The organism is Pseudomonas fluorescens (assembly GCF_001623525.1).
Taxonomy (GTDB): domain Bacteria; phylum Pseudomonadota; class Gammaproteobacteria; order Pseudomonadales; family Pseudomonadaceae; genus Aquipseudomonas; species Aquipseudomonas fluorescens_Q.
In genome coordinates this window covers 6,314,964-6,340,881 of record NZ_CP015225.1, presented here as the reverse complement: position 1 = coordinate 6,340,881, position 25,918 = coordinate 6,314,964, and the positions used below count along the sequence as shown (strand labels likewise).

Sequence of the window (25,918 nt, the reverse complement as noted above, 5' to 3'; positions counted from 1 at the left end):
ACGAGTCTGATGCCATTGCGCCAGCGCCTTGAAAACCTCCCGGTCGGCCAGAAACTGCTGGCCGCCCTGTTGGTGTTGTTGACCACTGTCCTGCTGGTGGCCAACCTGACCTTTATCAGCGCCGCCTACTACATCTCCCAGGAAAGCATGGCACCCCAGGCCCTGCAGACCATTGGCCGGCTGGTGGCCAATCCAAGCCTGATCTCCGACGCCCTGCAATCGCCACAAAGCGCCCAACGCTTGCTCGACGAGCTCAACAGCTACGCACCGCTGCGGGCGGCGGCGCTGTACGACGGCCAGGGCGAACGCCTGGCACAACTGCAACAGGGCGAAAAGCTCAAGCTGCCGGACCATTACCGCAACATACAAGCCTGGCAGGCGGGCGAATTTCGCAGCAACCAGGTCATCACCCTGCCCCGCCCCGGCACGGTGCCCGGCCATCTGTTACTGGTGGCCAGCAGCGAATTGCCGACCGCGTTCTACACCGGCACCCTGACTGCCAGCCTCGGCATCCTGATTTTCAGCGTGTTGCTGTGGCTGATCATTGCCCAGCAGATCAAGCGCCTGATCACCCAGCCAATCCATCAACTCGAAGAACTGTCACGCCAGGTCACCCGCGAAGAGAACTATGCCCTGCGTGCCGCACGCGGCAACCACGATGAGATCGGCAGCCTGGCCGAGGCGTTCAACACCATGCTCTCGCGCATCGAAGCCCGGGAGCAGCAACTCAAGCGCGCGCGGGACGACTCCCAGGCCGCCTACGACCAGGCCCAGGGCCTGGCGGAAGAAACCCGCCACACCAATCGCAAGCTGGAACTGGAAGTCCAGGTGCGTAGCAAGATCGAGAAAAAGCTCACCGGTTTCCAGAATTACCTCAACAGCATTATCGACTCCATGCCGTCGGCGCTGATCGCCCTCGACGAGCAGCTCTACGTCACCCAATGGAACCAGGAAGCCAGCGCCCTCTCCGGCACACGGCTGGATGAGGCGCTGAACCAGCCGATCTTCCTCGCCTTCGAACCGCTCAAACCCTACCTGCCCCAGCTCAAGCAAACCGTCGAGCAGCACACGGTGGCCAAGATCGAACGCGTCACTTGGACCAAGGACGACGAAGCCCGGCATTACGCCCTCACCTTCTACCCGCTGATGGGCGGCGCCGGGCGTGGCGTGGTCATCCGGATCGATGACATCACCCAGCGCCTGTCGCTGGAAGAAATGATGGTGCAATCGGAGAAAATGCTCTCGGTCGGCGGCCTCGCAGCGGGCATGGCCCATGAAATCAACAACCCGTTGGGCGCGATCCTGCACAACGTGCAGAACATCCGTCGTCGCCTGTCGCCGGAACTGCCCAAGAACCTCGAACAGGCCGAGCTGCTGGGTATCCAGTTAGAGGAGGTCAATCGTTACCTCCAGGGTCGGGAGATCCCGCAGTTGCTCGACGGTATCCAGCAAGCCGGCGCCCGGGCAGCAAAAATCGTCACCCACATGCTCAGTTTCAGTCGTCGCAGTACCCGGCAAATGGCGCCTTGCGACCTGCCCGCGCTGATCGACCAGGCAGTGGAAATCGCTGGCAACGACTTCGACCTGGCCATCGGTTTCGACTTCAAGGGCCAGGCGATCACCCGTCAGTTCGACCCGAACCTGGGCCCGGTGCCCGGCACGGCCAACGAGCTGGAACAGGTGCTGCTCAACCTGCTGAAAAACGCCGCCCAGGCGATCCATCAGCGCCAGGACGACAGCGAACCGGGGCGTATCATCCTGCGCACGCGGTTGAATCCGCCGTGGGCGGAAATCCAGGTCGAGGACAATGGCATTGGCATGAGCGAGAACGTGCGCAAACGTACCTTCGAACCTTTCTTCACCACCAAAGAGATCGGCCAGGGCACGGGCCTCGGGCTGTCGGTCTCGTATTTCATCATCACCAACAACCACAAGGGCCAGATGGAAGTGCAGTCGGCGCCAGGTCAAGGCACCTGCTTCACCTTGCGCCTGCCCCTGGCCGGCACTTCAATGGTGCCGCAGGAAAACAGACAACTGGAGCGCTGAGCATGGGTTTTCGCCTGTCGAAGATTTACACCCGCACCGGCGACACAGGTGAAACCGGGTTGGGCGATGGTCGCCGCGTGGCAAAGGACCACCCACGGGTCGAGGCCATCGGCGAAGTGGATACACTGAATAGCCAGCTGGGTTTATTGCTGGCCGGGCTCGCCACTGAAACGACCCGGCATCCGGGGCTGAAGGAGGTCAGTGACGTGCTCGCCCCTTGTCAGCACCGTCTGTTCGATCTCGGCGGGGAACTGGCGATGCCGGCTTATCAGGCCTTGAACGTCGCGGAAATCGAGCGGCTGGAAGCGGCGATCGATGGGTGGAACGAGGAATTGGGCCCCCTGGAAAACTTCATCCTGCCAGGAGGCTCGACGTTGGTAGCCCAGGCCCACGTCTGCCGCAGCCTGGCCCGTAGCGCCGAGCGGCGCTGCCAGCAATTGAACGCCATGGAGCCGCTGGCCGGGCCGGGGCTGGCCTATATCAATCGGTTGTCGGATCTGCTGTTCGTGGCCGCGCGGGTCATTGCCCGGCGGCAAGGGGTGGCGGAGGTGCTTTGGGAAGCGGCGGCCAAGCCTGAGGGCTGATCACCTGCATGATCGTTCCCCACGCTCTGCGTGGGAACGCAGCCCGGGACGCTCCGCGTCCCTCCAGAGCCGAACGCGGAGCGTCCGTTGAGGCATTCCCACGCGGAGCGCGGGAACGATCAGTTCACTGCCGCTTCAAGCCTCTGGCCAAAACGCCCGAATCCCCGCCACACCCTGCGCCCCGGCTTCCCAGGCTTTTTGCCGCTCGCCAGGCCCGACCCCGCCCAACAGATAGACCGGCCTATTGAAGCCCTCGATCAAGCGCGCCGCCTCTGCCCACCCCAACGGCTGTACATCGGGATGGGTCTGGGTCGGTTGCACCGGCGAGAGTGTCACGAAGTCCACGTCCATCTGCTGCGCCAGGGACAGTTCCTCAGCGTTATGGCAGGAGGCCGCCAGCCAGCGGTCCTTGCCAAACGGTCGACCGGCCGCTGCATGCTTGCGCAGTTGCGCGGCGGTAATGTGCCAGCCAGCGGAAGGAAAATCCCCCAGCCATTCGAACGGGCCCTTGAGCATCAGCTGGGCCTTGCCGGCACACAGCCCCGCCGCGTCCACCGCCAGATCGCGGTATTGCGGGTCGTAACCGTTGGGGGCACGTAGCTGGACCAACTTGATCCCACCGGCAATCGCCTTCTGCATGCCTCGCAGCAAGGCCGGTGTTTCAAGGCCGTCAGGCGTGATCAGGTACTCACCCGGCAAACGGGCCGCCGCGACAATCGGCTGATTGGCCGCCGGAAACTCATAGTTCGTCAGATCTCGGGCCGTCACCCAGGCCAACGGCTGCCCTTCGGCGCCGTGGGGCTGGCCGGTGAACGCCGAGACTTCCCAGACATCCAGCAACACCTGTTTGTCCGGGTAATCGTGGCGCACCTTGATCAACGGTCGGGCGGCATCGACGACAATGCACAGCTCTTCATGAAGTTCACGGGCCAGGGCGGTTTCGACGGACTCATCGGCCTCGACCTTGCCACCGGGGAACTCCCACAGGCCCCCCTGGTGCTGGGTGTCGGCCCTTCGGGCGATCAGGATTTTACCGGCGGCGTCGCGAATGACCGCCGCCGCCACATGGACTCGTTTCACCGCGCAGTGTCCTCCAGGCCAGCGTGTTGCCACGCCTTGAACGCCGGCCATTGATAAAGGGTTTCGACGTAGGCCTCATCGACCTGCGACAGTTTCACCTGATAAGTGCGCAAGCGCACGGCAACAGGGGCAAAAAACGCATCGACCAGGCTCACGCGGCCAAACAGATAGGGACCGGTTTCGGTAGCCGCCGCACGGCACTCCGCCCATAGCGCCAGCATCCGCTGGATTTCCGCCTGCACGTCAGATGGCATCGGCGACAACGGCGCATCGTGCAGCAGGTCCATGGGCATGTGGCTGCGCAGGGCGAAAAAACCGCTGTGCATCTGCGCACAAGCCGAGCGAGCCTGGGCCCGGGCGGCAACATCCTTGGGCCAGAGATTGGCCTCGGGAAACTGTTCAGCCAGGTATTCGGCAATCGCCAGGGAGTCGGCGATCACGCCGAACTCGGTCTTGAGCAGCGGGACCTTGGCCGTGGCCGAATACTTGAGCAGCCTCTCGCGGGTGTCGGGCTGGTCGAGCCTGACCAGCTCTTCGGTGTACTTCGCGCCGGTCAGCGCCAGGGCCAACGCGCCGCGCAGGGACCAGGAAGAAATGCGTTGGTCGCCAATGATCAGGTGCATGCTCATGCCTGGATTCCTTTCTTATGGTTCTGAGGTGTCTGTTCTGGCGCCATCGCGAGCAAGCTCGCTCGCGATGGCAGCAACTCGGTCCCGAGCCTGTTAAGTCCGGTACTCAGCGTTGATCTTGACGTACTCGTGGGACAGATCAGTGGTCCAGATGGTTTCGCTGCAATCACCCCGTCCCAGCTCGATACGGATGGTGATTTCTTCCTGTTGCATGACCACCGCGCCCTGGGCTTCGGTGTAAGTCGCAGCGCGAGCGCCTTGGCTGGCGATGCAGACTTCGCCGAGGAACACGTCGATCTTGCTCACGTTCAGCTCAGGCACGCCGGCACGGCCAACGGCGGCGAGAATGCGGCCCCAGTTAGGGTCGGAGGCGAACAGCGCGGTCTTGATCAGCGGCGAGTGGGCCACGGTGTAGCCGACATCCAGGCATTCCTGGTGATTGCCACCGCCGTTCACCTGCACGGTCACGAACTTGGTCGCGCCTTCACCGTCACGCACGATGGCCTGGGCCACTTCCATGCACACTTCAAACACCGCCTGCTTCAGCGCCGCGAACAGCGGGCCGCTGGCTTCGGTGATTTCCGGCAGGCTGGCCTTGCCGGTGGCGATCAGCATGCAGCAGTCGTTGGTGGAGGTGTCGCCGTCGATGGTGATGCGGTTGAACGACTTGTTGGCGCCGTCAAGCATCAGGTCTTGCAGCACTTGGCGCGAGACCTTGGCGTCGGTGGCGATGTAGCCAAGCATGGTCGCCATGTTCGGACGGATCATGCCAGCACCTTTACTGATACCGGTGACCGTGATGGTCACGCCATCGTGCTCGAACTGGCGGCTCGCGCCCTTGGGCAAGGTGTCGGTGGTCATGATGCCGGTGGCGGCTGCGGCCCAGTTGTTTTCCGACAGATCATCGAGAGCGGCTTGCAACGCACCTTCGATCTTCTCGACCGGCAGCGGCTCGCCGATCACGCCGGTGGAATACGGCAGCACCTGGCTGGCGTCGACACCGGTCAGTTCCGCCAGCTTGGCGCAGGTGCGCTCGGCAGCGGCCAGGCCTGGCGCGCCGGTACCGGCGTTGGCGTTACCGGTGTTGGTCAGCAAGTAACGCACCGGTCCCTGCACGCGTTGCTTGGCCAGGATGACTGGAGCGGCGCAAAAGGCGTTGAGGGTGAACACGCCAGCGACCGTCGAACCTTCGGCGCAACGCATGACCACGACGTCCTTGCGCCTGGGGCGCTTGATGCCCGCCGAAGCGATACCGAGTTCAAAACCGGCAACCGGGTGCAACGTGGGCAACGGACCAAGACCAACAGCCATGAATGCGCTCCTAAATGAGATGTCTATCGACGCCGTCCTCATTGGGACGGCGAATCAAAATGGCAAAACGCCGCGACGGATAAAATCCGGTCGCGGCGCGGGTGGTTCAGCGTTGAAACGGGGTTACTGGATCTGCCCGTGGCAATGCTTGTATTTCTTGCCCGAACCGCAGTAGCACAGTTCGTTACGACCCAGCTTCTGTTCGTTGCGCACCGGTGCGGTCGCCAAGGCGACATCCACATCGACGCCCTCTTCGGCGACCACTTCCAGGCCCGGGGCTTCGGCGTGTTCGAACTGCATGCGCGCAGCCAGGGCTTCGGCTTCCTGGCGCAGGCGGGCTTCTTCTTCGGCCGGGTCTTCGCGGCGAACCTGAACGTGAGACAGCACACGGATCGAGTCGCGCTTGATCGAGTCGAGCAACTCGGAGAACAGCGTGTAGGACTCGCGCTTGTACTCCTGCTTCGGGTTCTTCTGGGCGTAACCACGCAAATGGATACCGTGACGCAGGTGGTCCATGGTCGAGAGGTGGTCTTTCCACAGGTCGTCCAGCACCCGCAGCACGATTTGCTTCTCGAAGGAGCGCAGCGCTTCGGCGCCGGCCTGGTCTTCTTTCTCGTTGTACGCGGCGATCAGTTCGGCCAGCAGCTTCTCGCGCAGGGTTTCTTCGTACAGGTGATCGTCTTCGTCGAGCCATTGCTGGATTGGCAACGCCACGCCGAAGTCGCTCTGCAAGGCGGCTTCCAGGCCAGCGACGTCCCACTGCTCCGGCAACGACTGCGGCGGAATGTGGGCACTGACGGTGGCGTTGAGCACGTCCTGGCGGAAATCGGCGATGGTTTCGCCAATGTTGTCGGCGGCCAACAAACTGTTACGCATGTGATAGATCACTTTACGCTGTTCGTTGTTGACGTCGTCGAACTCCAGCAGTTGCTTACGAATGTCGAAGTTGCGGCCTTCGACCTTGCGCTGGGCCTTCTCGATGGCGTTGGTCACCATGCGGTGCTCGATCGCCTCGCCCGGCTGCATGCCCAAGGCCTTCATGAAGTTCTTCACCCGGTCAGAGGCGAAGATGCGCATCAGGCTGTCTTCCAGGGACAGGTAGAAACGGCTGGAACCGGCGTCGCCCTGGCGACCGGCACGGCCACGCAGCTGGTTGTCGATACGACGCGACTCGTGACGCTCGGAAGCGATCACCTGCAAACCGCCGGATTCGAGCACCTGTTGGTGACGTTTCTGCCAGTCGGCCTTGATCTGTGCGATCTGCTCGGGGGTCGGGTTTTCCAGGCTGGCAACTTCCACTTCCCAGTTGCCGCCCAAGAGGATGTCGGTACCACGACCGGCCATGTTGGTGGCGATGGTCAGCGCACCCGGGCGACCGGCCTGGGCGATGATCTCGGCTTCCTTCTCGTGGAACTTGGCGTTGAGGACCTTGTGCTCGATGCCTTCCTTGTTGAGCAGGGCGGACATGTGCTCGGAAGTCTCGATGGTGGCGGTACCCACCAGGATCGGACGGCCCTGGGCCATGCCTTCCTTGATGTCGTTGATGATCGCCGCGTACTTCTCTTCGGCGGTCAGGAACACCAGGTCGTTGTAGTCTTTACGGGCCAATGGCTTGTTCGGCGGAATCACCACCACTTGCAGGCCGTAGATCTGGTGGAATTCGAACGCTTCGGTGTCGGCCGTACCGGTCATGCCGGACAGCTTGTTGTACAGGCGGAAGTAGTTCTGGAAGGTGGTCGAGGCCAGGGTCTGGCTCTCGGCCTGGATGTTCAGGCCTTCCTTCGCTTCGATGGCCTGGTGCAGGCCTTCGGACAGGCGACGACCCGGCATGGTACGGCCGGTGTGTTCGTCCACCAGTACGACCTGGCCGTCCTGCACGATGTATTCGACGTTGCGATGGAACAGCTTGTGCGCACGCAGGCCAGCATAAACGTGGGTCAGCAGGCCCAGGTTGTGGGCCGAGTACAGGCTCTCGCCTTCAGCCAGCAAACCAATACGGGTGAGCATTTCCTCGACGAACTGGTGACCCGCTTCGTTGAGCTCGACCTGACGGGTCTTCTCGTCAACGGTGTAGTGCCCGGGCTGGGTCACTTCGCCTTCGACTTCCTCGACGTGCAACTTGAGCTGCGGGATCAGCTTGTTGATCTCGATGTACAGCTTGGAGCTGTCCTCGGCCTGACCGGAAATGATCAGCGGGGTACGGGCTTCGTCGATGAGGATGGAGTCCACTTCGTCGATCACGGCAAAGTTGAGTTCACGCTGGAATTTTTCTTCCATGCTGAACGCCATGTTGTCGCGCAGGTAGTCGAACCCGAATTCGTTGTTGGTGCCGTAGGTGATGTCGGCGGCGTAGGCGGCGCGCTTCTCTTCCGGCGGCTGGAACGGCGTGACGACACCGACAGTCAGGCCGAGGAATTCATAGAGCGGGCGCATCCAGTTGGCGTCGCGGCGGGCCAGGTAGTCGTTGACCGTCACGACGTGCACGCCCTTGCCGGACAGTGCGTTGAGGTACACGCCCAAGGTCGCCACGAGGGTCTTGCCCTCACCGGTACGCATTTCGGCGATCTTGCCTTCGTGCAAGGTCATGCCGCCGATCAACTGAACGTCGAAGTGGCGCATGCCCATGATCCGCTTGCCGGCTTCACGGGCGACCGCAAAGGCTTCAGGCAGGAGCTGGTCAAGGGTTTCCCCCTTGGCGATGCGGTCCTTGAATTCGGCAGTCTTGGCGCGTAACTGATCGTCCGAAAGGGCCACCATTTGCTCTTCGAAGGCATTGACAGTCTGTACCGTCTTGAGCATGCGCTTGACTTCACGCTCGTTCTTGCTTCCAAAAAGTTTCTTTAACAAAGGCGCAAACATATCGGCAGGATCTTCCACACTAAAGGGATGGAGGGCGGCCCCGTGAGTCGCCCGTGCAGCCCTCATGGCCGCATGCGAACGAGCATTCTACCCGGAAACGATGGAGAGGAAAGTGGCGTTATTCCACGATGCTGGCACAGCGCTGTGACGGGGCCTGCATAAAATAAGGGCTTTTGCGCGAACTTCAACCCACAAAGCCCAGAAGTTACGCTTTGATGGGGCGGGCGACAGCGGTCGAGGCGGCCCCGGCGCTTTCTGCTACCATGGCGCCTCTGTCACTTGCGGTATTCATTCATGGCCTTTCGCCCTCTTCCAGCCAAGGCTCCCGCCGTCCTGCTGCGCGAAGCCAAACCGCTGAAAGCCATCTTCGGCCACGCCAAACGCCTGGGTCACTTGCAGCGCTTGCTCGACAGCCAGTTGCAGCCTGCCGCCCGCGAGCATTGCCACGTGGCGTCCTGGCGCGAAGGCAGTTTGTTGCTGATCGTCACCGACGGGCATTGGGCCACGCGTTTGCGCTATCAGCAAAAGCGTCTTTTGCGTCAATTGCAGGTGTTCGAAGAATTCGCCAACCTGACGCGGATCCTGTTCAAGGTGCAACCGCCCACCGTCCAGGTCGGCGCCAAAGGGCACACGCTGGATTTGTCCACCGACGCCGCGGCGACTATCCAGGCCACGGCGGACGGCATCACCGACCCTAACCTGCGGGCGGCGCTGGAGCGGTTGGCGGCGCATGCCAGGCCCAAGGGCTGAGAGTTTCGGCGCCTGTTGAACCGCTATCGCGAGCAAGCTCGCTCCCACAGGGGATCTGCGGCGGGCACCTGTTTCGTGTACGACGCCAATCCTTTGCGGGAGCGAGCTTGCTCGCGATGGTGGCAACTCGGTCCTGGCTACCGGCGCTTGCTGCCACCGAGCAACGAGCCCATCAACCCACGCACCAATTGCCGCCCCAACTGATTGGCCGCCTGGCGCATCGCCGATTTAAGCGCCTGACCGGCCGCGGTGCCGAGGAATTCCCCGGCCTTTTCGGTGAAGCTCGGTTCTTCCGCCGTCGGCTTACCCGGTGCCTCTTCGGCCTGCGGTTCCAGCCCTTTGCGGCCCATCAGCACTTCATAGGCCGACTCGCGATCAATGGGCTTGTCATAGCGCCCTTGCAGCGACGAGCTGGCGATCAACCCGGCACGCTCAGCCTCGCTCAGCGGCCCGATGCGCGACTGCGGCGGCGCCACCAGCACGCGCTGGACCACTTCCGGCGTGCCTTTTTCCTGCAAGGTGCCCACCAGGGCTTCACCGATGCCCAGTTCAGTCAGCACCGCCAGGGCATCGAACTGCGGGTTGGGCCGGAAACCGTCGGCCACCGCCCGCAGGGATTTCTGCTCCTTGGCAGTGAAGGCCCGCAAGCCGTGCTGGATGCGCAAGCCCAACTGCGCCAGCACGTCGTCCGGCAAATCGCCCGGCGACTGGGTCACGAAATACACCCCCACGCCCTTGGAACGGATTAGCCGAACCACTTGTTCCAGGCGCTCCTGCAAGGCCTTGGGCGTCCCGGCAAAGAGCAGGTGCGCCTCGTCGAAGAACAGCGCCAGCAGCGGTTTGTCTGCATCGCCGCGCTCGGGCAACTGCTCGAACAGCTCGGCCAGCAGCCACAACAGGAACGTCGCGTAGACCTTCGGTGCTTCATGGACCAGGCGGCTGGCGTCGAGCAAGTGGATGCGGCCACGGCCATCGCTGGCCGGTTGCAGGATGTCTTCGAGCTGCAAGGCTGGCTCGCCGAACAACGCGTCCGCCCCCTGCTGTTCCAGGGTGGACAAGCGTCGCAACAACGCCTGGCTGGAACCGGTGGTCATCAAGGCCGCGTCGTCCCCCAGCAATTCTGGGTTGTCCTTGAGATGGTTGAGCAGCGCCTTCAGGTCCTTGAGGTCCAGCAACAACAGGCCTTCGCGGTCGGCCACCTTGAACGCGGCGTAGAGCGCCGACTGCTGGCTGTCCGTCAGTTCCAGCAGACTGCCGATCAACAACGGGCCCATCTCGCTCAGGGTGGTGCGCAATGGATGCCCGGACTGGCCGTGGATATCCCACAAGGTCACCGGGTAAGCCTGGGGCTTGTGGTTGAGCCAGGGCATGCCGGCGATACGCTCGGCGATCTTGCCCTGGGGATTGCCGGCAGCGCCCAGGCCGCACAGGTCACCCTTGATGTCCGCCGCGAACACCGCCACGCCGGCATCGCTGAACATTTCGGCCAGGCGCTGCAAGGTGACGGTCTTGCCGGTACCGGTGGCGCCTGCCACCAGACCATGACGGTTCGCCAGGCGCATGGCCTGGGCGATGGGCTGGCCGCTAAGGTCGGCCCCGATAACGAGTTGCGATGAGTCAGGCATGTAGTCACCCGTGGTGTTTGCGATATGACGCCATTTTGCACGCTTATATAAAAGCATGCCTGGCGCATTAAGCCCCCGGCGCTGGAAATAAAAATCGCATGTGATCGCACTCATGTGGCGAGGGCGCTTGCTCCCGCTGGGCTGCGAAGCGGTCCCAAAATCTTGGGAGTGCTTCGCCCTGGAGCGCCAGCCCGGTCCAGCGGGAGCAAGCGCCCTCGCCACGTATTCATTTACATAGCCGCTACGTCACCATAACCCAACCGAACATCTATTCTTACTAAAGGTCAACACAGGAGAACACTGACCGGAGGGACGTTCATCGTGCATATAGCGGACATAACCATGTTCTACGCCCCCGCCAGCGGAGGCGTGCGCACTTATCTGGATGCCAAGCACCGGCGCCTGGGCGATCGGCCCGGTATTCGCCACAGTCTGTTGATCCCCGGCGCGCATTTGAGCGAGCACGATGGGATCTACAAGGTTCCTGCCCCTGCACTGCCGTTCGGCAAGGGCTATCGTTTCCCCCTTCGCCTGGCCCCCTGGCGCAATGTCCTGCGCGATCTACAGCCCGATCTGATTGAAGTCGGCGATCCCTACCTCACGGCGTGGGCCGCGCTGGATGCCCGTCGCCAGCTCGACGTGCCCGTCATCGGTTTCTATCACTCCGACCTGCCACTGCTGGTCAGCAACCGCATGGGCAACTGGTTCACCCCCAACATCGAAGCCTATGTCAGCAAGTTGTACGGCAATTTCGACCGGGTCCTGGCGCCGAGCCAGGTCATGGCCGACAAACTGACCGGGTTGGGGGTCAAGAACGTCTACGTGCAACCGTTGGGCGTCGACCTGCAAACCTTCAACCCGGCCGCCCGCGATCCGGAGTTGCGCGCCGAGCTGGGCATCGCCGAAGACGCGCGCCTGCTGATTTTCGCCGGTCGCGGCTCCAAGGAAAAAAACCTGCCGGTGCTGCTCAAGTGCATGAAACGCCTGGGAGAGCGCTACCACCTGCTCCTGGTGGGCTCGTCGATGCCCGCCTTGGTGCCGGACAACGTCACGGTGATCGATGAATTCTGCCCGGCGCCGCAAGTCGCCCGGCTCATGGCCAGCGCCGATGCCTTGCTGCACGCCGGTGACCAGGAAACCTTCGGCCTGGTGATCCTCGAAGCCATGGCCAGTGGCATTCCCGTGGTGGCAGTGGCGGCCGGGGCCTTTACCGAAATCGTCAACGAAGACTGCGGCCTGCTGTGCATGCCCAACAATCCACAGGCCATGGCCAATGCCGTGCGCCAACTGTTTTCCGAAGGTTGTCAGCGCCGGGGGATATTGGCACGCCGGCACGTGGAGCGTCATTACGCCTGGGATACCGTGGTCAACAGCTTGCTGGGGCACTACTACGCCGTGCTCGGCGAACAAATGCCGTTGCTGGCCAATGGTTGAGGCGAGGACCGTGTCGATGAGTTCTTCGCCCAGCGTGCTATTGGTGCTGCACGACGTGGCACCGCAAACCTGGCCCGACTATCAGCCCTTCGTCGAAGCCGTTGACGCCCTCGGCCACGTACCGATGACCTGGTTGGTGGTACCTGACTTTCACCGCAACAATGCCTTGGAGGCTCACCCCGGCTTTCGGCGCCTGCTCGATAGCCGGGTCGAGCGCGGCGACGAACTGGTGTTGCACGGCTACTACCATTGCGACGACGGTCCTGTCGCTCGCCACCCCAAGGACTGGTTCATGCGCCGGGTCTATACCCATGAGGGTGAGTTCTACAACCTGTCCGAGGCCGCCGCCCTCGCCCGCCTGCGCGCCGGTATCGACACCTTCGAGCGCTACCATTGGCCGCTGGAAGGCTTCGTCGCCCCGGCCTGGCTGATGAGCGAAGGCACGCGCCAAGCCTTGCGCCAGTTACCGCTGAGCTACACCAGTGACACCCAACACCTCTATCGCCTGCCCGACTTCAGCGCCATCGACGCGCCGGGGCTGGTCTGGAGTGCCCGCAGTGCCTGGCGCCGTGGCCTGTCGAAAGTCATCAGCGACCAGCGTGAGCAGCGCTGGCGCCAGGCGCCGGTGATTCGCCTGGGCCTGCATCCGGTGGACATGCGCCATAGCTTTTCCCGGGACTATTGGCTGCGCACCCTCGAACGCCTGCTCAACGACGGTCGAGTGCCGATGACCAAGGTCGGCTGGCTGGCAACCCAGGGGCTGCGGGCCCGCAGCGCCGCATGAAACGGCTGATCTGGCTGGGCGCCGCCCTGCTCACGGCGCTGTTGGTGCCGCTGCTGGTCGGTGGTGGGGAAATGTGGTCGCGGGTGCAGCGCTTTCCCCTGTCCCTGCTGCTGGCCATGCTCGGCATGATCGTGCTGTGCTGGACCTTGAACTCCGTGCGCTTGCGCCTGCTGCTGGGGGAACACCGTGGGCGCATCGGCAGGCTGAAAAGCATCGGCGTGGTGATGTCCACCGAGTTCGCCATGTGCGCGACGCCCGGTGGCAGTGGCGGCCCGCTGACGCTGATGGCCCTGCTGGCACGCAACGGCGTGCGCCCGGCCCATGGCAGCGCGGTGTTTGCCATGGATCAGTTGAGCGACTTGCTGTTCTTCCTCTGCGCCTTGGTGGGCATTCTGTTTTATGCGCTGTTCCAGAACCTCAGCCAGCGCATGGAGTGGATGCTGGGGTTGAGTGCGGTTTCAATGTTTGGCGGACTGTTCGCCTGCGCACTGGTAGCTCGCTTCCATCGCCGACTGATCCTGCTGGGCGCGCGGCTGCTGTGCCATTTGCGGGTCAAGGGCAGCACCCGCCGACGCTGGGCGCGAAAGATCCTGCACTTTCTTGCGGCCTTTACCGATACCTTGAAATTGCCACGGCAGACGCTGTTCCAGGTCTTTGGCCTGACGTGCCTGCACTGGGCCCTGCGCTACAGCGTGTTGTACCTGGCGTTGAAAGGGTTGGGCGCGGACTTGCAGTGGGCCTGGAGTTTCCTGATCCAGATGCTGTCCTTGAGCGCGGGGCAATTCAGCCTCTTGCCGGGCGGTGCTGGGGCGGCCGAGGTCACCTCGGCGGCGTTGCTGGCTCCCATGGTGGGCAAATCCACGGCGGCGGCAGCGATCCTGATCTGGCGAGCAGTGACCTATTACTTTTACCTGGTGGCCGGCGGACCGGTGTTCTTCCTGATGGTCGGGCGCCCCCTGATCAAGAAGCTGATAAAGCTCAAGCAGGCCTGAGCGATCAGCGCTTCTGCCCGGGCTCATCCTGGGGATGTAACTGCTCCCACAGTTGCGCGGCATCGGGGAACTCAGTGCCATCCTCGGGCCCCAGTGCATCAGGGTCGTAGCGGCTCAGGCAGCCCTCGCCCAGGGTGTCCGGCGCACGGGAGGTGGCTTTATCCAGTGGATCGGTCATGGTGCAACGTTGCCCCTGAAGGTTTCATGAATCATTGTGGCCAGAGATTGCTCCCTCGCCACGGGTCATATTGTGCTTCAGTAAAAAGGCCTGGCGATCGCTCGTCCAGGCCCTTTGCAGTGTGGTCAGAACACCACGGTCTTGTTGCCGTGCACCAGCACCCGATCTTCCAGGTGATAACGCAGGCCCCGGGCCAACACCATCTTCTCTACGTCACGGCCGAAACGCACCATGTCTTCGATGCTGTCGCTGTGGCTGACGCGCACCACGTCCTGCTCGATGATCGGGCCGGCATCCAGTTCTTCGGTCACGTAGTGGCAGGTGGCGCCAATCAGCTTCACACCACGCATCGAGGCCTGGTGGTACGGCTTGGCCCCGACGAACGACGGCAGGAAACTGTGGTGGATGTTGATGACCTTATGGGCGTATTCGCGGCACAAGGCCGGCGGCAGGATCTGCATGTAGCGGGCCAGCACCACCACCTCGGCATCGTGCTGCTTGACCAACCGCGAGACTTCGGCGAACGCCGGCTGCTTGTCCTGCGGGTTGACCGGCACGTGGTAGTAAGGGATGCCGTGCCATTCCACCATGCTGCGCAAGTCATCATGGTTGGAAATCACACAGGCGATGTCGCAATCGAGCTCATCGCTGTGCCAGCGGTGCAACAGGTCGGCCAGGCAGTGGGACTCGCGACTGGCCATCAGCACCACGCGCTTTTTCTGCGCGGTGTCGGTGATACGCCAGTCCATCGAGAACTCTTCGGCAATGGGGGCGAATGCTTCACGGAAGGCTTCGATACCGAAGGGCAGCGAGTCGGCACGAATCTCGTGACGCATGAAAAACCAACCGCTTTGATTGTCCGAGTGATGGCTTGCTTCGGTGATCCAGCCGTTATGGGACGCCAGAAAGTTACTGACTTTAGCAACGATGCCGACGCGGTCCGGGCAAGCAATCACCAGACGAAAAGTGCGCATTAGGGAAACTCCAGAACTTCGCAAAGGCGGCCATTCTAGCCATTGCGCGGCAAAACTGCAGTATCGATGAGACGCCAAATCTCGACGACGCCCCCCGGGCCACGACCGGCGAGGCCCGGGAAAGCAAGCTATATGTGTGAACAGATGTGAAGACTCTGTCGCGGTATTTAACTGCAACAGGCGTTTTTGTGGCGTAGCACTAATTAATTAAATAAAACACCGGTTAAATGTTTACTTGATGAAACTGTCTGATTACTATTGTCGCACTGTGTCCTTGTCACCCGCGTCCTACATAAGGTAGTCCACATGTCCTTGATCAATGAATACCGCGCCACAGAAGAAGCTATCAAAGAACTGCAAGCTCGCCTGAAAAACCTGTCCCAAGACGACAAACTGCAAACCGAGCTTGAATTCGAAGGCAAACTGCGCACTCTGATGGGCGAATACTCCAAGTCGCTGCGCGACATCATTGCCCTGCTGGATCCAGAAGCCAAGTCGAGCAAAGCACCACGTGGCGCCGTGAAAACTACCGGCACCAAACGCGCTCGCAAAGTTAAGCAATACAAGAACCCGCACAACGGCGAAGTCATCGAAACCAAAGGTGGCAACCACAAGACTCTGAAAGAGTGGAAAGCCAAGTGGGGCGGTGACGTGGTTGAAGGCTGGGCAACCCTGCTGGGCTAAGCCCCACCGGTTCGCAGCGTTCTTAGCGAACAAAAAAACGCCAGCGATTGCTGGCGTTTTTTTGCCTGTCATCTTTTCACTTCATCGCGGCCCAAGGCTTAAACGTTTGCGCAATTGCTGGCTGTAACCCTTCCACTCCCTGAGTACTTCTTGCTGCACTGGTGTAGACAGGTCCATCCACTCCCCCATCGCCGCATCAAAACTTTCCAAGGTATTAGGCGCGCCCCACTCCGGGGATGACAGCCGTTGTTGACAGAAAAGTCTCCAACGCTCCTGCTCTTCAGGATTCAACGTGTCTGGAAAGTTGCGTGCACGATATCGGAACAATAGTTCTGGTAAACGCTCATCATCGAAAGGCCAGCGTTCTCGAGCCAATTGCGCCGGATCCGCCATGCGGACTTGTTCACATAAACGTCGATCGCGATCCCCCAGGAAGCCCGCGTATAACTGTTGCTCGGGATCCTCGCTGGCGGTGAAATCCTCGCGACCATAAATAGCCTGAAGTTTATCTTGCCAAACTTTCTGTGCGTCAGTTAGCCGCGATGCCCGTTGCTGATAGCCCTCCATGTCCAACTCCAGTCGCTGCTGGTCCTCGGCACGCAGCACCGACAATGGTGCGATCACCGGGCATTTGTTGATATGGATAAGCTTGAGCGGCACCGGCAACTCACCTTCGAGCAATTCTTCACGGCGGGTATACAGACGCTGGCGCAGGCTTTCGGCATCGTGGTCCAGCAGGCCCTGGGGGTCCAGGTGCAGGTCGCATACGATCAGGGCGTTACGGTTTTTCGGGTGCCAGGCCAGCGGCAAGACCACACCGATGTAGTTGCGCGCCGCCGAGAAGCGACCGGAAATATGCACCATGGGCTGCAACAGACGGATCTGGTCCATCACCTTCTGTTTGCTGCGCAACTGGAACAGCCAGTCGTAGAGCCGGGGCTGCTGCTGACGGATCAGCCGGGCCAGGGCAATGGTCGCGCGCACGTCCGACAACGCATCGTGGGCCTGGCCATGGTCGATGCCATTGGCGGCGGTCAAGCGCTCGAGCTTGAGGGTTACGCGCCCGTCCTCTTGCGGCCAGACAATGCCTTGCGGGCGCAGCGCATAGGCCGCGCGCACCAGGTCGATCAAATCCCAGCGACTGTTGCCGCCCTGCCATTCCCGTGCGTACGGGTCGAAGAAATTTCGATAGAGGCTGTAGCGGGTCATTTCATCGTCGAAGCGCAGGGTGTTGTAGCCGGCGCCACAGGTTCCGGGCGCGGCCAGGTGCCCGTGGACACGGGTCATGAAATCGGCTTCGCTCAAGCCTTTTTCGGCCAGGCATGTCGGGGTGATACCGGTAATCGCACAGGCCGCCGGATGCGGCAGGATGTCATCGCTGGGCCGGCAATACAGGTTCACCGGTTCGTCGATTTCATTGAGTTCGAAATCGGTACGGATACCCGCCACCTGCAAGGGCCGGTCGCAACGCGGGTTGATGCCAGTGGTTTCGTAGTCGTACCAGAAGATGGAAGTCACGGGCTGTTCCTGAACTGAAGACTGGCGAAGTCTAGGCGCTCGGGCCCGCCCGAGACCAGCAGTCCTGTAACTTTTGAATTCCAACACGGGTTCCACGCCCACAGTTTGAACCCTGGTGCTCATATGGGCAGTGTTCGCCTTCTCAATCCTGTTGCAAACCATGAAATGACCTGCACAGTTGTATCGTTTGCCCGCACGAAGACTGCTAGCATCTGGGCCGAGATTGAACATTCGGTCTGGCCCATCACAGGTTGCCCATGCTCGAGACACCAGCACTGCAAAGGAACGCGACGCTGCCCGCGCCCCTGGACACGCGCTATCAGGTTGAAACGCCCGAAGGCATCGACCTGCCGCTGCGCCCGGCGGGACTGATGCCGCGTGCAATCGCCTTCTCCATCGACCTGGGCATACGCGGGCTGGTCCTGGGGCTGTTCTTTCTGGTCCTGGCGTTTTTCGGCGAGCTGGGGATCGGCCTTGGGTCCATCCTGCTGTTTGTCGTCAGTTGGTGGTACATGGTGCTGTTCGAGGTGCTCAACCAGGGGCGCTCTCCCGGCAAGCAGATCATGGGGCTGCGCGTGGTGCAGGACGATGGCCGGCCCATCGGCTGGTCGGCGTCGTTGATCCGCAACCTGCTGCGTTTTGTCGACATGCTGCCCTTCGGCTACACCTTCGGGGCCATCAGTTGCCTGCAGCATCCGGCGTTCAAGCGCTTGGGCGATCTCGCGGCCGGCACGCTGGTGGTGTATCGCGAACAACCGGTCAAACGCCCTGCATTGCCAATGGCAGCGCCGATACGAACACCTTTCACCCTCAGCCTGCATGAGCAACGCGCCGTACTGGGCTTCGCCGAACGCCAGGCAGAACTGTCCCAGGCGCGGGTCAACGAACTGGCTGCCATCCTGGCCGCGCCACTGAACGTCCAGGTGCCAAACGCTGCGGCCGAACTCAATGGCGTCGCCCGCGGCCTGCTGGGGCCAACATGAAGCAAAGCCTGTTCGAAAGCCGTCACCAAGGGGAATGGGAGCACCTGGCCCGGCAACTCGACCAACTGGAGCGCAGCCGCAGCGTGCCCCAGAGCAGCGACTTTCCCGCCACCTACCGACGGCTTTGCCACCACCTGGCATTGGCCCAGGCCCGGGGCTACAGCAGCTTGCTGGTCGACACACTGCAACAACTCGCGCTGCGCGGTCACCAGCAACTGTACCGGGATCGCAGCCGGCCATCGACCGGTCTCTCGGCGTTTATCCTGGCCGGTTTTCCCCGACTGGTGCGTGAACAATGGCGATTCGTGCTGGCCGCCAGCCTGATGTTCCTGGGCAGCCTGGTGGGTATCGGGCTGCTGGTCTATCTGTTCCCGGAACTGGTCTACAGCGTGCTCGGCGCCGACGAAATCAGCCAGATCCGCAGCATGTATGACCCCGCGTCCGGGCACCTGGGGCGTTCGGTCGAGCGCGCCGCCAGCGAGGACTGGGTCATGTTCGGTTACTACATCATGCACAACATCGGCATTGCCTTTCAGACCTTTGCCAGTGGCTTGATGTTTGGCCTGGGGAGCGCGTTCTTCCTGTTTTTCAATGGCCTGACCATTGGCGCGGTGGCTGGGCACCTGACCCAGATCGGCTCCGGGGGAACGTTCTGGTCGTTCGTGATTGGCCACGGCGCCTTCGAACTCACTGCCATCGCCCTGGCCGGGGCCGCAGGCCTGCAACTGGGCTGGGCTCTGATTGCGCCGGGACGCCTGAGCCGAGGCGAGGCCTTGCGGCTCGCGGCGGGCAAAAGCGTACTGATGATCGGCGGTGTGATGCTGTTCCTGCTCATTGCCGCGTTCATCGAGGCCTACTGGTCTTCCAGCGCCGTGACGCCCGCCACCAAATACACGGTGGGCGCCTTGTTGTGGCTGTTGGTCATCAGCTATCTGTCGCTTGCCGGACGGGTCCGCCATGCGCCTGAGTGACGCCACCGTCGTCATCCGCCCACGCTCCACCTGGGAAGCCATGGACCTGGGGGTGTTGATGAGCCAGCAGCATCGACGCCTGCTGATGACCAGTTGGGCGATCATCACGTTGCCGGTGTATCTGTTGCTGACCCTGCTGCTGTGGGATTCACCGTCGCTGGTGGTGATGCTGTTCTGGTGGTTGAAGCCGGCCTTCGACCGGCTGCCGCTGTACATTCTGTCCAAGGCACTGTTTGGTGAAACCCCCACCTTGCGCCAGGCGTTGCGCCAGTGGCCGGCGCTGCTCAAGCCGCAGTTGCTGGCCAGCCTGACCTGGCGCCGGCTGAGCCTGAGCCGCAGCTTCCTGATGCCGGTGGTGCAACTGGAGGGGCTTAGCGGTGAGGCGCGGACGCAACGCTTGCGGGTTTTGATGCAACGCAACCGCGGCGCGGCGCAATGGTTGACCATCATCGGCGTGCACCTGGAAACCGCCTTGTGGTTCGGCCTGATGGCCCTGTTCTACCTGTTCGTGCCACAACAAGTCGAACTGCAATGGGATTGGGAGACGCTGGTGTCAGCGGCCGAGCACGACTGGTTGTGGTTCGAACACCTGGTCAACTTCCTCTACCCGCTGCTGCTGATCTTGTGGGAGCCGGTGTATGTCGCCTGCGGCTTCAGCCTCTACCTGAACCGGCGCACCATCCTCGAAGCGTGGGACATCGAACTGGTGTTCCGACGCCTGCGTCAGCGCCTGAGCGGCGTGGCCCCGGTGTTGATGCTGCTGGCGCTCATGCTGCTGCCGCCGACGCCCCCGGCGTTTGCCGCCGAAGACAGCGACGCCCCCGATAGCCCGCGGCTGCTCAACCAGCCCCTCACCAGCGAAGCCTCCCGGGACGGTATCAAGGCAATCCTCGACGCCCCGCCGTTCAAGACCCCCGAGACCGTTATCCGTTATCGTTTCGGCGAAGAAACTGCCGAATCCCCCGAGGCCGAGACCGAGGCCAAACCGAGCTGGCTCAAGGACCTGTTCAAATGGCTCGGCAGCCAACGTTTCGACATCGCCGCCGCACTGATCCAGGTGGTGCTGTGGGCCTGCCTGATGGCAGCGATCGCCTGGCTGGCCTGGCGCTACCGTGAAAGACTCAAGGCCCTGGCCAATCGCCGACCGACGCAGCGCCTGCCGGTGGAACGAGCCGTACCGGCGCGCATGTTCGGCCTGGATATTCGCGAAGAGAGCCTGCCCGCCGATGTGGCCACCCGCGTCGAACAACTGTGGGCCACGCAACCCCGTGAAGCCCTGGGCCTGCTGTACCGGGCGCTGCTCAGTCGGTTGCATCATGACTTCAAGATCCCCTTGAAACCGGCCGACACCGAAGGCCAGGTGCTGGAACGCGTCGAACAACTCAAGCAGGACAACCTGCTGGGCTTCAGCAAAAACCTGACCCTGCATTGGCAGAACATTGCCTATGGGCATCGTCCACCGCCGACACACCTGCAACAGGAATTGTGTGACGGCTGGCGCGAGCTGTTCGGTCCGGGAGCCTCTCGATGAGCCGGCACGCAGGGTGGCTGATCGGCGCCGTGCTGGCCGCGCTGGTGTGCGCATTCGGCCTCTACCTCTACACCAAGGCCGAACCCTATGAAGAGGTCGTCGAACACGGCCCCTCCCCTGAAGCCCAGGCCAATCCTTACCTGGCCGCCGAACTTTTCCTGCGCCAACGGGGGATCAACGTCGAGCACGCCAACAGCCTGGAGGTGCTGCCCAGCCTGGAACCTCGCCAGCACAGCCTGCTGTTGCTGGGCGAGCGAACCCACATGACGCCACGGGAAGTCGAACAGTTGATGAACTGGACTCGGGCCGGCGGGCGCTTGCTCTTCGTTGCCGAAGCCTTGTGGGACAACAACACCGGCAGCAGCGGCGACCTGCTGCTCGATCGCGTGCGCCTGCGTCAACTCCTGAGCGAAGACCTCAAGGAGCCCGCGCCCGAACTGATCAAGGACCGTTACCCGGAACTGACCAAGCTCTACCTGGAAGATGAAGAGGCGCCGGCGTATATCGGCTTCGACACCGATTTCCACCTCGAAGACCCGCACAACCTGGCCCAGGCCTGGGCCAACAGCGCACTGTCGACCCACATGATGCAGTTGAACCTCGGCCTGGGCTCAATCACCGTGATCACCGACGCCGAGCTGTGGAAGAACGATGCCATCGACCAATACGACAACGCCTGGCTGCTCTGGTATTTGAGCGCCGACACGGACGTCACCCTGCTGTTCAACACCGACCACGACGACCTGCTGACCTTGCTGCTGCGCTATTTCCCCCAGGCACTGGTGGCCCTGCTGGCTCTGGTTGCGCTATGGCTCTGGCGCTCGGCGGTACGCCATGGCCCACTGCAACAACCGGCGCCCAAGGCGCGGCGTCAGTTGGAAGAGCATGTGCAGGCCGGCGCCGGTTTCCACCTGCGCCACAACGGCCAGGAGTACCTGTTGCATGCCTTGCAACAAGACGTGCTGCGCCGGGCACGTCATCTTCACCCAGGCTTCGAACAACTGGCCGTCGCCGAACAATGGCAGGTACTCGCCCGCCTGACCCGCCAGCCCACGCGAGCCATCAGCCAGGCCTTGAGCCCCCGGCCGAAACAGCGGATGTCGAACGCTGAGTTCTGCCGCCAGGTCGCCCATTTGCAAACTCTCAGGAATGCCTTATGACTGAACAGAACGAACCTACCGACGGCCAGGCCCACGCCGCCCAACAGCGCCAGCGCGCCAGTCAGTTGGCCCAGGCCATCCGCACCGAGCTGCGCAAAGCGGTGGTCGGCCAGAGCGCGGTGATCGACGATGTGCTCACCGCGCTGATCGCCGGTGGTCACGTGCTGCTCGAAGGCGTTCCCGGGCTGGGCAAGACCTTGCTGGTGCGGGCCTTGGCCCGCTGTTTCAACGGCGAGTTCGCGCGCATCCAGTTCACCCCCGACCTGATGCCCAGCGACGTCACCGGGCACGCGGTGTACGACTTGCAGACCGAGCAGTTCAAGCTGCGCAAGGGCCCGGTGTTCACCAACCTGCTGCTGGCCGACGAGATCAACCGCGCACCGGCCAAGACCCAGGCCGCGCTGCTCGAAGCCATGCAGGAACGCCAGGTCACCCTCGAAGGCCGCGCCCTGCCCATCAGCCAGCCGTTCATGGTCCTCGCCACCCAGAACCCCATCGAACAGGAAGGCACCTACCCGTTGCCCGAAGCCGAGCTCGACCGCTTCATGCTCAAGGTGCGCATGGACTACCCGGACGCCGACCAGGAACTGGACATGGTGCGCCAGGTCAGCCGCTCGACCCGCGCCGACATGCTCGACGTGCAACCGCTGCGCGTGGTGTTGCAGGCCAAGGACGTGCAAGCGCTGCAACGCATTGCCAGCGACCTGCCGATGGACGATCAGGTGCTCGACTACGCCGTACGCCTGGCCCGTACCACCCGCAGTTGGCCGGGCCTGACCCTCGGCGCCGGACCGCGCGCGTCGATTGCCCTGGTGCGGTGTGCCCGGGCCCGGGCGTTGTTGCGCGGCGGCGAGTTCGTCGTGCCGGACGACATCAAGGGCTGCGCCATCGCGGTGCTGCGCCATCGCGTGCGGCTGGCGCCGGAGCTGGACATCGAAGGGCTGTCGGTGGACCAGGTGCTGGGGCAGTTGCTCGATCAAGTGCCGGCGCCGCGGTTGTGAATACGCATTTCATGATGGAGAAACTCATTGTGGCGAGGGGATTTATCCCCGCTGGGGCGCGCAGCGGCCCCTTGCAGTGTGTCAGACAAAACCAGGGGGCCGCTTCGCAGCCCAGCGGGGATAAATCCCCTCGCCACAAAAGCGCGCTCTGCATGTCTCCAACGGGAATGCACCCATGAAACCCTCGCGCCTGCTCTTGATCTGGCTCGCGCTTCTGCTGGCCCTCGGCATTGTGCTGGGCGCGCTGCGAGCACTCGGCGTGACGGTGCCATCGGCGCTGCTGTCGATCAACTGGGGGCTGCTGCTGGCCTTGCTGGCCCTGGCGCTGCTCGACGCGGTGCGCGTCAGGCGCCTGCCCTCGCCGCGGGTACAACGGCAGATGCCCGGCAGCCTGGCCCTGGGTCGCTGGGGTGAAATCCGCTTGGACATCAGCCATGACTTTGCCCAACCGCTGGAGGCGCAGGTCTTCGATCACGTACCCGACGGCCTGGATTTCGAAAACCTGCCCCTGTCCGTCGAGCTGCAACCCGGCCAACACAGCCAGGTTGGCTACCGCCTGCGCCCGCTCGAGCGCGGGCACTTCGTCTTCGAACATTGCGAAATCAACCTGCCGAGCCCATTGGGCCTGTGGACCGACAAGCGCCTGCTGGATGCGGTCGATGAGACGCGGGTCTATCCGGACTTCGCCAGGCTCTACGACGGTCAACTGCTGGCGGTGGACAACTGGCTCAGCCAACTCGGCATCCGTCAGCGGCAACGGCGCGGCCAGGGCCAGGAATTTCATCAACTGCGCGAATTTCGCGAGGGCGACAGCCTGCGCCAGATCGACTGGAAGGCTACGGCCCGCCATCGCACGCCGATTGCCCGGGAATACGAAGACGAGCGCGACCAACAGATCATCTTCATGCTCGACTGCGGCCGGCGCATGCGCAGCCAGGACGGCGAGCTGTCGCACTTCGACCACGCCCTCAACGCCTGCCTGCTGCTCAGCTACACCGCGCTGCGCCAGGGCGATGCCGTGGGCCTGAACACGTTCGCCAGTGATCAGCCCCGCTACCTCGCCCCGGTCAAAGGCCCGGGCCAGCTCAACGTCTTGCTCAACACCGTGTACGACCTCGACAGCAGCCAACGCCCCGCCGACTACCAGGCAGCCGTCACCCAACTGCTGGCCCGGCAAAAACGCCGGGCCCTGGTGGTGCTGGTGACCAACTTGCGGGATGAGGACGACGCCGATCTGCTCGCCGCCGTGAAACGGTTGGGCCAACAGCATCGAGTACTGGTGGCCAGCCTGCGGGAAGAAGCCCTCGACCGGTTGCGCCAGGCGCCGGTGCAAACCTTGCCTGAAGCCTTGGCCTATTGCGGAACGGTGGACTACTTGAATGCCCGGGCCGAACTGCATCAGCAACTGAGCGCCCATGGCATCCCGACCCTGGATGCGCGCCCCAGTGAGTTGGGGGCGCAATTGGTGACGCAATATCTTGCATGGAAAAAGGCGGGGACCGCATAGGTCCTACAGCGAGCCAGCAAAGCTCCAGCTGACTACAGCGCCTTGCGCAACGGACTACAGATCCGCCAGAATCCGCCGGCTTGTGTGCCTTGGCCTTGCCCCGTAACTTGATTCGCGTCGCTGATATCCAGCGATCGGGTTTAGTCGCCCGGTGGTAAAAACGGTGTGCACAAGCGTCATCCAGTCGGGTTCCCCTATCCCCGCACTTGATGGTGGCTGTGCGCAGGGCGCCCTCGGGCGCGCCGGGCTTCGTTTTTCCACCGGTCGACTAACCTGCGTCCAGCCGCCACCCCTCGTTTAGTCGCGAACCGGGTGGCAGCACCAATCATGGAAAAACGAATATGATCAAACCAACCCCCAATCCGCCCCATACCGACCCGCTCTCCCCCCACGAAACCCTCGACCCCGAAAAGCTCGACGAAGCCGCCCAAAGAGCCCTCGACTATTACCTCAAGCCCAACCACGGCCAACCTGACAAGAAGCCTGGCAAACAACCGGACTACTTCATCGTCGCCCCCGACGCCGACCCCGATGGCATGCTCGCGCACACCTACGAAACCTTCTGTTCGGTGAGCACGCTGATCCTGGATTTATCGGAAGACCTGGAAGGCGCCCCGCGCAACCTGGCCCTGGCGATTCACCAAATGGGCGAGATGGGGGTGTTGTTGCTGGAGAAGATGCTGGATAACGAGGCGAAGGTTCAGCGCTAGAAGAGGTGTATGAGAAACCTGTGGGAGCGAGCTTGCTCGCTCCCACAAAGTGTTGCGCCAACAAAAGTGACCGGGGCTCAGGCCGATTCCGGCAACGGATAAAAACTGAAATATTGTTGCAATGCGCTGATCAGTTGCCCGTACTCCGGCGGCGCCCATTGCAGGCTGAAACCGGCGTCGAAATGCTGCGGCGTCACGTCTTCGCGGCACCACAGGCAATTGGCTCTGAGCACAATGTTCTGCTGCGGTCCCTCGTCGGAAGGGATTTTCAGGTGCAAGTCAAAGTCCGCACCGACCATCAACGGTAAATGGCTGATCAGCATCAGGCCATCTGCAGAAACGTTGCCCAAAAAACCGATGGGCTTGCCGTTGACGCCATTAAACACTCTCAGGAAATACGGCAGCTGCTGCCGTTCGATGCGCCGTTTTTTGTACATGTCCTGTATCGCTTTTTGAACGACCCCGAATCGGGGCAACCTAATACTTCGGAACGAGCACACGCCAGCTCGCTCTCCCCGATCCCGGTGCCAGACGCTCGCAAGCGTTCAAGCCTAGTGCTGCCGGTCACAGGTGCCGCTTGAAGTTAGAGATTTAGCTCTAATGACGA

23 protein-coding genes are annotated in these 25,918 nt (G+C 62.4%); 14 read left to right on the top strand and 9 right to left on the bottom strand.

Annotated features, from left to right (window positions below; translation table 11 throughout):
* Nucleotides 1-9 precede the first annotated feature (9 nt).
* Both TK06_RS27510 and TK06_RS27505 read left to right on the top strand, forming a co-directional pair.
* Nucleotides 10-2,046 carry a sensor histidine kinase gene (locus TK06_RS27510; RefSeq protein ID WP_063324604.1) on the top strand — a complete coding sequence of 679 codons (2,037 nt, stop codon included), beginning with the start codon at nt 10-12 and terminating at the stop codon, nt 2,044-2,046.
* A gap of 2 nt (nt 2,047-2,048) precedes the next feature.
* A complete protein-coding gene (locus tag TK06_RS27505) occupies nt 2,049-2,630 on the top strand; it encodes a cob(I)yrinic acid a,c-diamide adenosyltransferase (RefSeq protein WP_063324603.1) in 582 nt (193 codons plus the stop codon).
* Nucleotides 2,631-2,765: 135 nt separating this feature from the next.
* Here TK06_RS27505 and TK06_RS27500 read toward each other — a convergent pair whose 3' ends face one another.
* The 4 genes from TK06_RS27500 to secA form a co-directional block, all read right to left on the bottom strand.
* Nucleotides 2,766-3,710, bottom strand: a complete 945-nt coding sequence (locus TK06_RS27500; RefSeq protein ID WP_063324602.1) for a Nudix family hydrolase — start codon at nt 3,708-3,710, stop codon at nt 2,766-2,768.
* Nucleotides 3,707-4,339, bottom strand: coding sequence for a glutathione S-transferase family protein (locus tag TK06_RS27495; protein WP_063324601.1), 633 nt, complete (start codon nt 4,337-4,339; stop codon nt 3,707-3,709). Before TK06_RS27495 ends, TK06_RS27500 begins: the two co-directional genes overlap by 4 nt.
* Nucleotides 4,340-4,432: 93 nt before the next feature.
* On the bottom strand, nt 4,433-5,650 hold the full coding sequence (gene argJ, locus TK06_RS27490; RefSeq protein WP_063324600.1) for a bifunctional glutamate N-acetyltransferase/amino-acid acetyltransferase ArgJ: 1,218 nt from the start codon (nt 5,648-5,650) through the stop codon (nt 4,433-4,435).
* Nucleotides 5,651-5,773: 123 nt separating this feature from the next.
* The gene (gene secA, locus TK06_RS27485; RefSeq protein WP_063324599.1) at nt 5,774-8,509 is read right to left on the bottom strand and encodes a preprotein translocase subunit SecA; all 2,736 of its coding nucleotides are present in this window, start codon (nt 8,507-8,509) and stop codon (nt 5,774-5,776) included.
* Between the two features lie 294 nt (nt 8,510-8,803).
* Here secA and TK06_RS27480 point away from each other — a divergent pair, with 294 nt between their 5' ends.
* Nucleotides 8,804-9,259, top strand: coding sequence for a DUF721 domain-containing protein (locus TK06_RS27480; protein ID WP_063324598.1), 456 nt, complete (start codon nt 8,804-8,806; stop codon nt 9,257-9,259).
* Nucleotides 9,260-9,396: 137 nt separating this feature from the next.
* On the opposite strand, the gene TK06_RS27475 is transcribed toward TK06_RS27480, so the two are convergent.
* The gene (locus TK06_RS27475) at nt 9,397-10,884 is read right to left on the bottom strand and encodes a helicase HerA-like domain-containing protein (protein WP_063325236.1); all 1,488 of its coding nucleotides are present in this window, start codon (nt 10,882-10,884) and stop codon (nt 9,397-9,399) included.
* A 342-nt stretch (nt 10,885-11,226) separates the two neighbouring features.
* On the opposite strand from TK06_RS27475, the gene TK06_RS27470 reads away from it, so the two are divergent.
* From TK06_RS27470 to TK06_RS27460, 3 genes are read left to right on the top strand one after another with little or no spacing between them, the layout of a single operon-like run.
* On the top strand, nt 11,227-12,318 hold the full coding sequence (locus tag TK06_RS27470; RefSeq protein WP_086936729.1) for a glycosyltransferase family 4 protein: 1,092 nt from the start codon (nt 11,227-11,229) through the stop codon (nt 12,316-12,318).
* A 16-nt stretch (nt 12,319-12,334) separates the two neighbouring features.
* On the top strand, nt 12,335-13,102 hold the full coding sequence (locus tag TK06_RS27465) for a DUF2334 domain-containing protein (protein ID WP_063324596.1): 768 nt from the start codon (nt 12,335-12,337) through the stop codon (nt 13,100-13,102).
* On the top strand, nt 13,099-14,094 hold the full coding sequence (locus TK06_RS27460) for a lysylphosphatidylglycerol synthase transmembrane domain-containing protein (protein WP_063324595.1): 996 nt from the start codon (nt 13,099-13,101) through the stop codon (nt 14,092-14,094). Before TK06_RS27465 ends, TK06_RS27460 begins: the two co-directional genes overlap by 4 nt.
* 4 nt (nt 14,095-14,098) lie before the next feature.
* Here the strand turns inward: TK06_RS27460 and TK06_RS32815 are convergent, their stop codons facing one another.
* Both TK06_RS32815 and purU read right to left on the bottom strand, forming a co-directional pair.
* Nucleotides 14,099-14,272 (bottom strand): hypothetical protein, encoded by a 174-nt coding sequence (locus TK06_RS32815; RefSeq protein WP_170862114.1) that lies wholly within the window; start codon nt 14,270-14,272, stop codon nt 14,099-14,101.
* 125 nt (nt 14,273-14,397) lie between these two features.
* Nucleotides 14,398-15,246 (bottom strand): formyltetrahydrofolate deformylase, encoded by an 849-nt coding sequence (gene purU, locus TK06_RS27455; protein ID WP_003205089.1) that lies wholly within the window; start codon nt 15,244-15,246, stop codon nt 14,398-14,400.
* A gap of 306 nt (nt 15,247-15,552) precedes the next feature.
* On the opposite strand from purU, the gene mvaT reads away from it, so the two are divergent.
* On the top strand, nt 15,553-15,930 hold the full coding sequence (gene mvaT / locus TK06_RS27450; protein WP_003205091.1) for a histone-like nucleoid-structuring protein MvaT: 378 nt from the start codon (nt 15,553-15,555) through the stop codon (nt 15,928-15,930).
* 81 nt (nt 15,931-16,011) lie between these two features.
* Here the strand turns inward: mvaT and sbcB are convergent, their stop codons facing one another.
* Complete coding sequence (sbcB, locus tag TK06_RS27445) at nt 16,012-17,448, bottom strand: exodeoxyribonuclease I (RefSeq protein ID WP_063324594.1); 1,437 nt, start codon at nt 17,446-17,448, stop codon at nt 16,012-16,014.
* A 257-nt stretch (nt 17,449-17,705) separates the two neighbouring features.
* Here sbcB and TK06_RS27440 point away from each other — a divergent pair, with 257 nt between their 5' ends.
* The 7 genes from TK06_RS27440 to TK06_RS27410 all read left to right on the top strand — a co-directional run bounded on the left by TK06_RS27440 (nt 17,706) and on the right by TK06_RS27410 (nt 25,311).
* Nucleotides 17,706-18,431 (top strand): RDD family protein, encoded by a 726-nt coding sequence (locus TK06_RS27440; protein ID WP_063324593.1) that lies wholly within the window; start codon nt 17,706-17,708, stop codon nt 18,429-18,431.
* Entirely contained in the window at nt 18,428-19,402 is a 975-nt protein-coding gene (locus TK06_RS27435; RefSeq protein ID WP_063324592.1) for a stage II sporulation protein M, read from the top strand. The genes TK06_RS27440 and TK06_RS27435 overlap by 4 nt, the downstream gene beginning before the upstream one ends.
* The gene (locus TK06_RS27430; protein WP_063324591.1) at nt 19,389-20,933 is read left to right on the top strand and encodes a DUF4129 domain-containing protein; all 1,545 of its coding nucleotides are present in this window, start codon (nt 19,389-19,391) and stop codon (nt 20,931-20,933) included. The genes TK06_RS27435 and TK06_RS27430 overlap by 14 nt, the downstream gene beginning before the upstream one ends.
* Nucleotides 20,930-22,093: a DUF4350 domain-containing protein gene (locus TK06_RS27425; protein ID WP_063324590.1), complete on the top strand. Its 1,164-nt coding sequence runs from the start codon at nt 20,930-20,932 to the stop codon at nt 22,091-22,093. Before TK06_RS27430 ends, TK06_RS27425 begins: the two co-directional genes overlap by 4 nt.
* Nucleotides 22,090-23,094, top strand: coding sequence for an AAA family ATPase (locus TK06_RS27420; RefSeq protein ID WP_063324589.1), 1,005 nt, complete (start codon nt 22,090-22,092; stop codon nt 23,092-23,094). The genes TK06_RS27425 and TK06_RS27420 overlap by 4 nt, the downstream gene beginning before the upstream one ends.
* Nucleotides 23,095-23,269: 175 nt before the next feature.
* Nucleotides 23,270-24,601 (top strand): DUF58 domain-containing protein, encoded by a 1,332-nt coding sequence (locus TK06_RS27415; protein WP_063324588.1) that lies wholly within the window; start codon nt 23,270-23,272, stop codon nt 24,599-24,601.
* Nucleotides 24,602-24,942: 341 nt separating this feature from the next.
* Nucleotides 24,943-25,311 carry a DUF6124 family protein gene (locus TK06_RS27410; RefSeq protein ID WP_063324587.1) on the top strand — a complete coding sequence of 123 codons (369 nt, stop codon included), beginning with the start codon at nt 24,943-24,945 and terminating at the stop codon, nt 25,309-25,311.
* Nucleotides 25,312-25,388: 77 nt separating this feature from the next.
* On the opposite strand, the gene TK06_RS27405 is transcribed toward TK06_RS27410, so the two are convergent.
* The gene (locus tag TK06_RS27405) at nt 25,389-25,748 is read right to left on the bottom strand and encodes a PilZ domain-containing protein (RefSeq protein WP_063324586.1); all 360 of its coding nucleotides are present in this window, start codon (nt 25,746-25,748) and stop codon (nt 25,389-25,391) included.
* Nucleotides 25,749-25,918 lie beyond the last annotated feature (170 nt).

Excerpts from the sequence above, each read along its gene's own strand:
- TK06_RS27420 (WP_063324589.1), top strand. The coding sequence starts at position 22,090 with ATGACTGAACAGAACGAACCTACCGACGGCCAGGCCCACGCCGCCCAA.
- TK06_RS27495 (WP_063324601.1), bottom strand. The coding sequence starts at position 4,339 with ATGAGCATGCACCTGATCATTGGCGACCAACGCATTTCTTCCTGGTCC.
- TK06_RS27480 (WP_063324598.1), top strand. The coding sequence starts at position 8,804 with ATGGCCTTTCGCCCTCTTCCAGCCAAGGCTCCCGCCGTCCTGCTGCGC.
- purU (WP_003205089.1), bottom strand. The coding sequence starts at position 15,246 with ATGCGCACTTTTCGTCTGGTGATTGCTTGCCCGGACCGCGTCGGCATC.
- TK06_RS27430 (WP_063324591.1), top strand. The coding sequence starts at position 19,389 with ATGCGCCTGAGTGACGCCACCGTCGTCATCCGCCCACGCTCCACCTGG.
- TK06_RS27465 (WP_063324596.1), top strand. The coding sequence starts at position 12,335 with ATGAGTTCTTCGCCCAGCGTGCTATTGGTGCTGCACGACGTGGCACCG.
- TK06_RS27460 (WP_063324595.1), top strand. The coding sequence starts at position 13,099 with ATGAAACGGCTGATCTGGCTGGGCGCCGCCCTGCTCACGGCGCTGTTG.
- TK06_RS27425 (WP_063324590.1), top strand. The coding sequence starts at position 20,930 with ATGAGCCGGCACGCAGGGTGGCTGATCGGCGCCGTGCTGGCCGCGCTG.
- TK06_RS27440 (WP_063324593.1), top strand. The coding sequence starts at position 17,706 with ATGCTCGAGACACCAGCACTGCAAAGGAACGCGACGCTGCCCGCGCCC.
- TK06_RS27435 (WP_063324592.1), top strand. The coding sequence starts at position 18,428 with ATGAAGCAAAGCCTGTTCGAAAGCCGTCACCAAGGGGAATGGGAGCAC.
- TK06_RS27405 (WP_063324586.1), bottom strand. The coding sequence starts at position 25,748 with ATGTACAAAAAACGGCGCATCGAACGGCAGCAGCTGCCGTATTTCCTG.
- argJ (WP_063324600.1), bottom strand. The coding sequence starts at position 5,650 with ATGGCTGTTGGTCTTGGTCCGTTGCCCACGTTGCACCCGGTTGCCGGT.
- TK06_RS32815 (WP_170862114.1), bottom strand. The coding sequence starts at position 14,272 with ATGACCGATCCACTGGATAAAGCCACCTCCCGTGCGCCGGACACCCTG.
- mvaT (WP_003205091.1), top strand. The coding sequence starts at position 15,553 with ATGTCCTTGATCAATGAATACCGCGCCACAGAAGAAGCTATCAAAGAA.
- TK06_RS27475 (WP_063325236.1), bottom strand. The coding sequence starts at position 10,884 with ATGCCTGACTCATCGCAACTCGTTATCGGGGCCGACCTTAGCGGCCAG.
- TK06_RS27510 (WP_063324604.1), top strand. The coding sequence starts at position 10 with ATGCCATTGCGCCAGCGCCTTGAAAACCTCCCGGTCGGCCAGAAACTG.
- TK06_RS27470 (WP_086936729.1), top strand. The coding sequence starts at position 11,227 with ATGTTCTACGCCCCCGCCAGCGGAGGCGTGCGCACTTATCTGGATGCC.
- TK06_RS27505 (WP_063324603.1), top strand. The coding sequence starts at position 2,049 with ATGGGTTTTCGCCTGTCGAAGATTTACACCCGCACCGGCGACACAGGT.
- secA (WP_063324599.1), bottom strand. The coding sequence starts at position 8,509 with ATGTTTGCGCCTTTGTTAAAGAAACTTTTTGGAAGCAAGAACGAGCGT.
- TK06_RS27410 (WP_063324587.1), top strand. The coding sequence starts at position 24,943 with ATGATCAAACCAACCCCCAATCCGCCCCATACCGACCCGCTCTCCCCC.
- TK06_RS27415 (WP_063324588.1), top strand. The coding sequence starts at position 23,270 with ATGAAACCCTCGCGCCTGCTCTTGATCTGGCTCGCGCTTCTGCTGGCC.